This is a genomic window from Leifsonia sp. 2MCAF36 (assembly GCF_052115525.1).
Classification (GTDB): domain Bacteria; phylum Actinomycetota; class Actinomycetes; order Actinomycetales; family Microbacteriaceae; genus Leifsonia.
The window spans coordinates 57,460-67,275 of record NZ_JBFRGV010000014.1 but is presented as its reverse complement, the minus strand read 5'-3'; the positions used below and the strand labels follow the sequence as shown (position 1 = coordinate 67,275).

General features: G+C 71.4%; 10 protein-coding genes. 8 read left to right on the top strand and 2 right to left on the bottom strand.

Going from position 1 to position 9,816, the window contains the following annotated elements:
* Positions 1–211 precede the first annotated feature (211 nt).
* Positions 212–772, bottom strand: coding sequence for a COG4315 family predicted lipoprotein (locus AB4079_RS18315; RefSeq protein WP_441788761.1), 561 nt, complete (start codon positions 770–772; stop codon positions 212–214).
* Positions 773–817: 45 nt separating this feature from the next.
* On the opposite strand from AB4079_RS18315, the gene AB4079_RS18310 reads away from it, so the two are divergent.
* Positions 818–1,543: a protein-L-isoaspartate(D-aspartate) O-methyltransferase gene (locus AB4079_RS18310; RefSeq protein ID WP_441788760.1), complete on the top strand. Its 726-nt coding sequence runs from the start codon at positions 818–820 to the stop codon at positions 1,541–1,543.
* Between the two features lie 37 nt (positions 1,544–1,580).
* On the opposite strand, the gene AB4079_RS18305 is transcribed toward AB4079_RS18310, so the two are convergent.
* Positions 1,581–2,315 carry a gamma-glutamyl-gamma-aminobutyrate hydrolase family protein gene (locus tag AB4079_RS18305; RefSeq protein WP_441788759.1) on the bottom strand — a complete coding sequence of 245 codons (735 nt, stop codon included), beginning with the start codon at positions 2,313–2,315 and terminating at the stop codon, positions 1,581–1,583.
* Between the two features lie 147 nt (positions 2,316–2,462).
* On the opposite strand from AB4079_RS18305, the gene AB4079_RS18300 reads away from it, so the two are divergent.
* Genes AB4079_RS18300 through AB4079_RS18270 form a run of 7 tightly spaced genes read left to right on the top strand, consistent with a single transcriptional unit; the run spans position 2,463 to position 9,770 of the window.
* Positions 2,463–4,529, top strand: a complete 2,067-nt coding sequence (locus AB4079_RS18300) for a TPM domain-containing protein (protein ID WP_441788758.1) — start codon at positions 2,463–2,465, stop codon at positions 4,527–4,529.
* A gap of 59 nt (positions 4,530–4,588) precedes the next feature.
* Positions 4,589–5,308 (top strand): PspA/IM30 family protein, encoded by a 720-nt coding sequence (locus AB4079_RS18295; protein ID WP_441788757.1) that lies wholly within the window; start codon positions 4,589–4,591, stop codon positions 5,306–5,308.
* Complete coding sequence (locus tag AB4079_RS18290; protein ID WP_441788756.1) at positions 5,305–6,231, top strand: arginase family protein; 927 nt, start codon at positions 5,305–5,307, stop codon at positions 6,229–6,231. The genes AB4079_RS18295 and AB4079_RS18290 overlap by 4 nt, the downstream gene beginning before the upstream one ends.
* A gap of 10 nt (positions 6,232–6,241) precedes the next feature.
* Positions 6,242–7,027 (top strand): crotonase/enoyl-CoA hydratase family protein, encoded by a 786-nt coding sequence (locus AB4079_RS18285; RefSeq protein WP_441788755.1) that lies wholly within the window; start codon positions 6,242–6,244, stop codon positions 7,025–7,027.
* Between the two features lie 60 nt (positions 7,028–7,087).
* Positions 7,088–8,539, top strand: coding sequence for a dihydrolipoyl dehydrogenase family protein (locus AB4079_RS18280; protein ID WP_441788754.1), 1,452 nt, complete (start codon positions 7,088–7,090; stop codon positions 8,537–8,539).
* A complete protein-coding gene (locus AB4079_RS18275) occupies positions 8,536–8,928 on the top strand; it encodes a Fe-S oxidoreductase (protein ID WP_441788753.1) in 393 nt (130 codons plus the stop codon). The genes AB4079_RS18280 and AB4079_RS18275 overlap by 4 nt, the downstream gene beginning before the upstream one ends.
* The gene (locus tag AB4079_RS18270; protein ID WP_441788752.1) at positions 8,925–9,770 is read left to right on the top strand and encodes an SDR family NAD(P)-dependent oxidoreductase; all 846 of its coding nucleotides are present in this window, start codon (positions 8,925–8,927) and stop codon (positions 9,768–9,770) included. The genes AB4079_RS18275 and AB4079_RS18270 overlap by 4 nt, the downstream gene beginning before the upstream one ends.
* The last annotated feature ends 46 nt before the right edge of the window (positions 9,771–9,816 follow it).

Here is a 9,816-nt window from a genome sequence, read left to right as displayed (position 1 = left end):
CCCCCAAAGCCGACACGACCTGCGGAGCCGACGCACCACCCACCAGCATCCTCAACGCCTGAACACGTGTCTCCAACGACGAATCCGAAACCATCCCAACCCCTCCCAAGAACAAGAGGTGTTGCACTCACCAACTGAAACCGCCCGCCGAGTCGCGACAAGATGTCGCGACTCGGCTCGCTTGTGGCGCGCTGGGGACGAGACCGTGCGGTTACTTCGTGTAGCCTCCGGACGACCCCGATGAGGACGACGACATGATCTTCGTGCCGTCCGGGCCGACGACCCACCAGATGCCGGCGAAGCCCTGGCCGGTGACGTCTCCGGCCGATGTGTCCTGCGCGAAGGTGTAGAGCGGTCGGCCGTCGAGCGTGACCTGCTTCTTGCCGTCGACGCCGGTGATCGTGCCGATCTTTCCGCTGACACCGGTGACGGTCGGGTGGTCACTGCTGGCCTCGATCGCCGGCCACTGGGCGGCGCAGGCGCCGGTGCAGACGCTGGTGCCCGAGTTCGCGGTGTCTTTGTCGAAGACGTAGGCGGTGAGGCCCTTGCCGTCGACGACGACGGTGCCGAGGGTGGTCGAGCCGGTCTTCAGGATGGCCCCGGAGGATGCCCCGGAAGACGAGGCGGACGTCGACGGCGAGGACGAGCCTCCGGGCGCCGAGTACCCGCCCCCTGCGCCTCCTCCGGAGGAGCAGGCGGCGAGCGCGAGAAGCGCGGCGGCCGCTCCCGCGGTCACGGCGGCGATGCGGATGCGTGCGGTGTTGGTTCTCATGAGCGGATGTTCCCTTCCACTCTGTGCACGCTGCAGGGGCCCCGAATGGTTCAACTCGGAGCGAAAAAACAAGAGGACCTGCGGCGAGGCCGGCCGCGGTGGTTCAATAGCCCCACGAACCACGACCACTCCATCGAACGCGCGCGGATGGTCGAGGAGCAGCTCGCCCGCCGCGGGATCGAGGACCAGCGTGTCCTCGATGCGATGAGGCGCGTGCCGCGGCACCTGTTCGTCGAGGATGCGGCTGCGCCGTACGCGTACGAGGACCATCCGATGCCGATCGGCGACGGCCAGACGATCTCGCAGCCGTACATCGTCGCGCTCATGGTGGAGGCCGCCCGCATCGGACCGGAGGACAGCGTGCTCGACGTCGGCACCGGGTCGGGTTACGCGGCGGCGGTCACGGCGGAGCTGGCGCACCGCGTGGTCAGCATCGAGCGGCATCCGAACCTCGCGATCGGAGCGGCGGCGACGCTGGAGGCGCTGGGCTACCGGGTGGAGGTGGTCACCGGCGACGGGACGTTGGGCTGGCCCGCCGGAGCTCCGTACGACGCGATCGTGGCGGCCGCGACCGGACCGTCCGTCCCGCCCGCCTGGGTGGACCAGCTCCGCCCGGGAGGCCGGATCGTGATGCCGGTCGGCCGGCCGGGACGGGCGCAGCACCTCGCGCTGTTCACCCGCGACGTCGACGGGACGCTGACCGAGACCAGCCTGGGCGCGGTGGCGTTCGTGCCGTTGGTCGGCGACCAGGGCTGGCCCGCGCAGGGCTGACGGGCTAAGCGTTGAAGCGCTGCTGCGCTCAGCCGGCTCAGGCGGCGACGGCGACTCGCGCTTCGAGCACGCCGAGCAGGGCGGTGAGCTGGCCTGCGGGCGCTGCCACATCCTCCGGGTGCCACTGCACGGCGAGGAGGGGCGCATCCCGGTGCTCGATCGCCTCGACGTGACCGTCGTGCGAACGCGCCGTGACCACGAGGCCCGCCCCGAGGTCGCCGGCCGCCTGGTGGTGGGCGCTGCGGACGTCCACGGGCGATTCGCCGAGGAGATCCGCGAGTCGGCTGTCGGGCTGGAGGTGCACGGTGTGGGTGGTGAGCACCTGCGGGATGGGGACGCCGCGGTTCACGTGGCCGCACTCGTCGCCCAGGTCTTGCACGAGCGTCCCGCCGAGGGCGACGTTGACGATCTGGAGGCCGCGGCAGATGCCGAGCAGCGGCGTGCGTCGCTCGAGGGCGGAACGGACCAGCGCGATCTGGGCGGCGTCAGCGACGGGCAGATGGCGCGACTCGTTCGGGTAACCGGTCTCGCCGCCGTAGAAGCCGGGGTGGATGTCCTCCCCGCCGACGATCACGATGGCGTCGGCCGATGCCGTGGCGGCCAGCAGCCCGTCCGTGCCCTGGTCTGCCGCGACGCGGTCGACCGCCCAGCCGTGCGACCGCGCCTCGGCGATCACGTTGCCGACGAGGAGCTGCACGTAGTCGTGGTACGCCGGATCGTGGGACCGGAAGCGCGTGGCCTCGACAACCGCCAGCGTGGGCTGCAGCGACATGGTCTCCTCCTCTCGATCCGGCTCCCCCCATCCCACCAGGCGTCGGCCCTGTCCGCACCCGCGGGCGTAACAGGCGGAAACAGTGACACACCGCAGGCCCCCGCATAGACTCGGCTGAGTATCAGCTGGACCCGAGAGAGTGGGTGCATGCCCGTGCGACGTCTGCTGACCAGCGCTCTGCTGGCGCTGGGGCTCATCGCCGGACCGAGCGTGCTCTCGGCCGCTCCCGCCGCCGCACAGGACCCCGTCGACCTGGGCCCGAGCCACGTCGTGGACCAGTCGCACGTGCTCAGTGGCACCGACCAGGCGCAAATTTCGGACGCCGCGAAGAAGCTTTACGACGACCACCGCATCGACCTGTACGTCGTCTACGTCACCGACTTCACCAACCCGACCGAGGCAGCGGACTGGGCCAATGAGACCGCCGCCCGCAACGGGCTCGGCCAGCGTGACTACCTGCTCGCCGTGGCGACCGACGGACGCACCTACTACCTGTCGGGAGACGACGAGGGTCCGGTCAGCTCGAACCAGCTCGACAGCATCGAGCAGAACGACATCGAGCCGAAGCTGCACGCGAACGACTGGGCGGGGGCCGGCGTCGCCGCCGCGACCGGGCTCGGCGACGCCGTCGGCGGTGGAGGCGGCGGCGCGGTGTTCTTCTGGGTGTTCCTCATCGGGGTGATCGTCGTCGGGCTGGCCGTCTTCCTGCTCGTGCGCTCGCGCAGCACGCGCAAGAAGCAGGCAGCGACGGGGCCGGCCACGCCGCAGGGCGAGCTGCACACCATCCCGTTGCCCGACCTCGAGCGGCGCGCAGGATCGGCCCTGGTGCAGACGGACGACGCCATCCGCACGAGCGAAGACGAGTTGGGCTTCGCGACCGCGCAGTACGGGGCGGACGCGGTGGTGCCGTTCCAGGCGGCCCTGGACGCGGCGAAAGCTCAGCTGCGGGAAGCATTCACGCTGAAGCAGCGCCTCGACGACGCCGAACCGGACACCGACGACCAGCGCCGCGAGTGGAACATCCACATCGTGCAACTCTGCGGCGCGGCGAATCAGACGCTCGACGCACAGGCCGATGCCTTCGACGAACTGCGGGCGCTGGAGAAGCGCATCCCGGAGGCCACGGCCGAGATCACCACGCAGGCCGGCGCGCTGCGACAGCGGCTGGTGACGACCCGCGCTGCGCTGGACGGGCTCGCCCAGCGCTACACCGACGCGGCGCTGGCGACGGTGCACGACAACATCGACCAGGCGACCCAGCGCCTCGACTTCGCCGACACGGCGTTGGCCGGTGCCGCCGAGAAGACCACGGCAGGCGATGCAGGGGCCGCTGCCGTCGGTATCCGCGCCGCCGAGGAATCGGCCGACCAGGCAGGCCTGCTCCTCGACGCCGTCGACCGGCTCGGCACCGACCTCGCGGCGGCGCAGCAGTCGCTCGACGGCACACTCGCCGAGCTGCGCAGCGACCTCGCCGAGGCGAAAGCCCTGGCGGCATCCAGCGACCCGGGCGGCACGATCTCCGCCACCGTGGCGGGCACCGAGCAGACCGTCAGCGATGTGCAGGCGAAGCTCACGGCCGGGCGAGTCAATCCGCTGGAACTCGCGCAGCGGCTGGACGCGGCCAACCGCTCCATCGACGCGGTGCTGCAGGGCGTCCGGGATGCGCGAGCGCAGGCGCAGCGCGCGCAGTCGGCGCTGCAGCAGACGTTGCTCAGCGCCCAGGCGCGCGTGTCCGCGTGCCAGGACTTCGTCACGGCCCGGCGCGGAGCGGTCGGCCCGGAGGCCCGCACCCGGCTCGCGGAGGCCGGCCGTCTCATCGTCCAGGCGCAACAGGCCGCTGCGACGGATCCCGTGTCCGCGCTCGCGCAGGCGCAGCGTGCCGCCCAGCTCGCCGACGAGGCGACACAGCTCGCCCAGCAGGACGTCGGCGTCTTCCAGCCCGAGATGGGCGRGATGGGCGGCGGTCTCGGCAGCGTCTTCGGCGGCGGTACATCCGGCCGAGGCGGCGGAAGCGGCGCTATGGGAGCGATCCTGGGCGGCATCCTCATCGACTCGGTGCTGCGCGGCGGAATCGGCGGCGGAGGCGGCGGCGGCTTCGGCGGCGGCGGCGGCTTCGGCGGCGGCGGCAGCTGGGGTGGCGGCGGAGGCGGCTTCAGCGCCGGCAGTTTCGGCGGCGGCGGCACCCGCAGCCGGCGTGGAGGCGGACGGTTCTGACCGTCCACCAGAGAGACTTCACAAGCGCCCATCGGGGGCGGGAGCGAAAGGAAGAGCACATGGCGAAGCAGTCCATTTTCGGGCGGATCTCGCAACTCCTGCGGGCGAACGTCAACGCCCTCATCGATCAGGCGGAGGACCCGGAGAAGATGCTGGACCAGATGGTCCGCGACTTCACCAACAGCATCGCCGACGCTGAGAGCGCCATCGCGGAGACCATCGGCAACCTGCGGATGCTCGAGGACGATCACGGCGAGGACGTCGAGGCAGCGAGCGAGTGGGGCGACAAGGCGCTCGCCGCCAGCCGCCAGGCCGACCAGTATCGTGCCGCCGGCGAGACCGCCAACGCCGACAAGTTCGACAACCTGGCCAAGGTGGCGCTGCAGCGGCAGATCTCGTCGGAGAACGAGGCGAAAGCCGCCGAGCCGCAGATCGCCGCGCAGACCGAGGTGGTCGAGAAGCTGAAATCCGGCCTCAACGGAATGAAGGAGAAGCTGGAGCAGCTCAAGAGCAAGCGCTCCGAGCTGATCGCGCGCGCCAAGAGCGCCCAGGCGCAGGCGCAGGTCATCGACGCTGTGAAGAGCGTCGACATCATGGACCCCACCAGCGAGGTCTCCCGCTTCGAGGAGAAGATCCGTCGCGAGGAGGCGAAGGTGCGCGGGCAGCAGGAGTTGGCCGCCTCCAGCCTGGACGCCCAGTTCGAGCAGCTCGACGATCTCGGCGAGCTGACCGAGGTGGATGCGCGGCTCGCCGCATTGAAGTCGGGTTCGCAAGGGTGAGCGGCGCGTCCTTCCTCGTCGTCCCGCAGTGGCAGGGTTCCGGGTCGTCGCGGGCCATGCGGCTCATCGACGGCGCCGACGCCATCCGCGGCGACCTGCCCGCGGCACGTACGCACCAAGTGCCGGTTCCGGCAACGGCCGGCGAGTCGCTGGGAACCGGGGTCAACCGTTTCTCCTCGCTGACCGCCGTTCGTGAAGCGACCCAGGCGGAGCTGGCGCTGCTCGAGTCGCCGGTGGTGACCATCGGCGGCGACTGCGGCGCCGAACTGGCGGCCGTGCAGCATGCGCTGGCCGCGCATCCCCAAGGCTCGGTCGCCGTGGTGTGGTTCGACGCGCACGGCGACCTGAACGATGTGGACTCGTCGCCGTCCGGCGCATTCTGCGGGATGGTGCTGCGGGCACTCCTCGGGGACGGTCCCGACGGGCTCGCCTCGACCGGGGCGAGCATACTGGCTCCCGGACAGCTGGTCCTCGTCGGCACCCGCGCCCTCGACGACGGGGAGTCGGCCTTCGTCGACGAGAAGCGCATCCGCGTCGTGGAGTCCGGCCGGCTGGATGACCCGGAAGCCATCGTCGAGGCGGTCGCCGCCACCGGTGCCACCGCGGTCTACCTCCACATCGACCTCGACGTGCTCGACCCCTCCGCAATCGAGGGCGTCGGCTCGCCCGAGCCGTTCGGGGTGCAGCCGGAACGGCTGACCGACGCCATCCGCGCGCTCCGCCGTCGCTTCGAGCTGACCGGCGCCGGCCTGATGGAGTTCGCGCCGGAGTCGCCGGACGCCGCCGAGCACGACCTCCCGGTCATCCTGCGGATCCTCGCAGCGCTCACCGGGCCGACCGGAGCGCAGCCGACGGGGTCCGGTTCCGGGTCCGGGTCCGGTTCCGGGGCCGGGTCCGGGTCCGGTTCCGGGGAGGACCGGTAGCTTGGGAGGCATGAGCGAGCCCAAGATCCTCACCGAGCGGCGGGGGCACATCCTGCTGATCGCCCTCAACCGCCCCGAGAAGCGCAACGCCGCCGACTTCGAGCTGCTCAGCCTGCTGGCGGACGCATACGGCGAGTTGGAGCGGGACCCTGAGCTGCGCGTCGGCCTGGTTCACGCGGTCGGCGAGCACTTCACGGCCGGGCTCGACCTCGCCGACCTGGGGCCGCGCATCGGCAGCGATGGCCTGTCGTTCGTCGGCGAAAATGGCATCGATCCCTGGCAGGTCTCCGGACAGCAGCTCAGCAAGCCGGTCGTCATCGCGGTGCAGGGAACGTGCCTGACGCTCGGCATCGAGCTGATGCTGGCGTCCGACATCGTCGTCGCCGCGGCCGGGACGCGGTTCGGGCAGGTCGAGGTGACCCGCGGCATCCTGCCGTTCGGCGGCGCGACGCTCCGCTTCCCGCGAGCGGTCGGCTGGGGCAACGCGATGCGCTACATCCTCACCGGCGACCTCTTCGACGCCGCCGAGGCGCACCGGCTCGGCCTCGTCCAGGAGGTCGTCGACGACGGCGCCGAGTTCGACCGCGCGCTGGAGCTGGCGGAGCGGATCGCCGCGCAGGCGCCCCTGGCAGTGCAGGCGGCGCTCGCCAACGCGAAGCGGGCGGTGCGCGACGGGGATGCGGCGGCCGAGGCCGAGCTGCAGCCTGCCCTGGTGCGGCTGTCCGGCAGCGAGGATGCGCGCATCGGCATGGAGGCCTTCCTGACCCGTACCGAAGCGCGGTTCGTGGGTCGCTGACACCCCGTTGCACACGACGAATACACAGCACGGCACCGCCGCGGCAGAGCAGGAGAATGCATGAGCGAGACCAGGGACTACGACGTCATCGTCATCGGAGCGGGAGCGGTCGGTGAGAACGTCGCCGACCGTGCGGCCCAGGGCGGCATGAGGACCGTCATCGTCGAGTCCGAGCTGGTCGGAGGCGAATGCTCCTACTGGGCGTGCATGCCGTCCAAGACGTTGCTGCGAAGCGGCGCTCTGCTGCGGGCCGCCCAGAAGGTCGGCGGCACCCGGGAGGCGGTCACCGGTCCCCTCGACGTGGCCGCCGTGCTGAAGCGGCGCGACGACATGACGAGCAACTGGAAGGACGACGGCCAGGTCGACTGGCTGAACGGCGCCGGCATCGACCTGGTGCGCGGCTGGGGCGTCATCACAGCCCCGAAGGAGGTGACGGTCACGGCCGAGGACGGCACGGTCACGGTGCTCCGGGCGAAGCACGCGGTCGCGGTGTCGACCGGATCCGCGGCCCTGATGCCCGACATTCCCGGGCTGCGTGAGAGCGAGCCGTGGTCGAGCCGCGAAGCGACCAGCGTCCAACGTGTCCCCGTCTCGCTCGCCATCCTCGGCGGCGGGGTGGTCGCGACCGAGATGGCCACCGCGTACGCCGGCTTCGGCACCGAGGTGCACCTGATCGCCCGGAGCGGTCTGCTCGGCGGCGAGGAGCCGTTCGCCGGCGAAATGGTGGCCGAATCCCTCACCGCGCTCGGGGTCAGCCTCCACCTCGACGCGACGACCGAGCGCGTGGCGCGCACGGACGAGGACGGCTTCCGCATCGAACTCGGCGACGGGACGGTGATCGAGACCGACGAATTCCTGGTCGCCACCGGCCGGCTCCCCCGCACCTTCGGCATCGGTCTCGACGCCTTCGGGCTGGAGGAGGGAGCGTGGCTCGACGTCGACGACAGCCTTCGGGTGCTCGGTGCCGACGGTGACGTCGTCGACGGCGGCTGGCTGTACGGCGTCGGCGACGTCAACCACCGGGCGCTGCTCACGCACCAGGGCAAGTACCAGGCGCGCGCGGCCGGGGACGCGATGGCCGCCCGGGCCCACGGGCGCGACGTGTCGCTCGAGCCGTGGGGAGCGTTCGTCGCGACAGCCGACCACCAGGCGGTGCCGCAGGTCACCTTCGCCGACCCGGAGGTGGCCTCGGTCGGACTGACCGCCGCGCGCGCCGAGAAGGCCGGCCACCGCATCCGCGTCGTCGACTACTCGATCGGGAGCGTGTCCGGCGCGCACGTGGTCGCCGACGGCTACGAGGGCACGGCGCGCATGGTCGTGGATGAGGACCGCAACGTCGTGCTCGGTGTCACCTTCGTCGGCCAGGACGTCGGCGAGCTGCTGCACTCGGCCACCGTCGCCGTCGTCGGCGAGGTGCCGCTCGATCGGCTGTGGCACGCCGTCCCCTCGTACCCGACCATCAGCGAGGTGTGGCTCCGGCTGCTGGAGACCTACGGGCGGCCCGCCGAATGACACGCTCCGTGACCTCGGTCGCAGGCTCCGCGCTCGGCCGGGTCGTGCTCGACTCCCCGCTCAGTCGCCTCGGGTACCTGTACGCGACGGCGGTCGGCCACGCGTGGGGCTTCCTGTGGAGCACCGGCCGCATCGAACGGCGAGCCGGGCTGACGGTGTTCCGCGGCATGCCGAAGCGGACCTTCGGCCGCGGCGGTTCCTGCGTGGGCGGCGTCTACCTCACGGACCACAACGTCAGCGACGACGTGCTCGAGCACGAAGCGGTCCACAAGCGGCAGTGGCAGCGCTACGGGATGCTGTTCCCGTTCCTGTACCTCCTCGCGGGGCGCGACCCGCTGCGCAACCGATTCGAGATCGAGGCCGGCCTCGAGAAAGGCGGCTACCGATGACCCGCACCATCGTGATCACCGGGGCCAGCTCCGGGATCGGGGCGGTCGCCGCGGAGCAGCTCGCTGCGGCCGGCGACGAGGTCGCCGTCGTCGGACGCAACCCGGAGCGGACGCGCGCCGTCGCCGAGCGGATCGGCGCGACGCCGTTCCTCGCGGACTTCGAGCGACTCGACGACGTCCGGGCCCTCGCCGCTGCGCTCCTCGACCGCTACGACACGATCGACGTGCTCGCCAACAACGCCGGCGGTCTGAACCACGAGCGAGAGCTCACGGTGGACGGGCACGAGCGCACCATCCAGGCGAACCACCTGGCGCCGTTCCTGCTGACGGCGCTGCTGCGGCCGCGGCTGGTCGAGACCGCAGCGACCGGACGGGACGTGCGCGTCGTCTCGACGGCCAGCCTGGCCAACCGGTTCGGCAGCCTGCGCATCGACGACCTGGACTGGGAGCAGCGACCCTGGCAGGGCGGCTGGCGGGCGTACGGCACCGCGAAGCTCGTGACGATCCTGTTCGCGTCGGAACTGGCCGAGCGGCTGACCGGGACGGGCGTGACCGCGTACTCGTTCCATCCCGGAACCATCGCGACCAACTTCGGCAACTCGTCACCGCTGATCCGGTTCGGCCACCTGGTGACGCGCAGTTCGTTCGGCATCACGGTCGAGGCCGGTGCCGCACCGCTGCTGTTCCTCGCGGGACCGGCGCAGGTCGGCGCCCCCAGCGGCACCTACTTCGACCGGCTGACCGCGAACGGCCGGACCAACCCGCAGGCGCGCAACGCACAGCTCGGCCGCGACCTCTGGACCGCGAGCGAGGCACTCGTCGGCCTCGACGTGCCCGCCTGACCCGTCAGCTATGTGACGCAACACGCCGTTTCCGCGGGTCGCTTGA

Coding starts and splice junctions, on each gene's coding strand:
- AB4079_RS18270 (WP_441788752.1), top strand. CDS start 8,925: ATGACCCGCACCATCGTGATCACCGGGGCCAGCTCCGGGATCGGGGCG.
- AB4079_RS18280 (WP_441788754.1), top strand. CDS start 7,088: ATGAGCGAGACCAGGGACTACGACGTCATCGTCATCGGAGCGGGAGCG.
- AB4079_RS18295 (WP_441788757.1), top strand. CDS start 4,589: ATGGCGAAGCAGTCCATTTTCGGGCGGATCTCGCAACTCCTGCGGGCG.
- AB4079_RS18275 (WP_441788753.1), top strand. CDS start 8,536: ATGACACGCTCCGTGACCTCGGTCGCAGGCTCCGCGCTCGGCCGGGTC.
- AB4079_RS18310 (WP_441788760.1), top strand. CDS start 818: ATGGTTCAACTCGGAGCGAAAAAACAAGAGGACCTGCGGCGAGGCCGG.
- AB4079_RS18305 (WP_441788759.1), bottom strand. CDS start 2,315: ATGTCGCTGCAGCCCACGCTGGCGGTTGTCGAGGCCACGCGCTTCCGG.
- AB4079_RS18285 (WP_441788755.1), top strand. CDS start 6,242: ATGAGCGAGCCCAAGATCCTCACCGAGCGGCGGGGGCACATCCTGCTG.
- AB4079_RS18315 (WP_441788761.1), bottom strand. CDS start 772: ATGAGAACCAACACCGCACGCATCCGCATCGCCGCCGTGACCGCGGGA.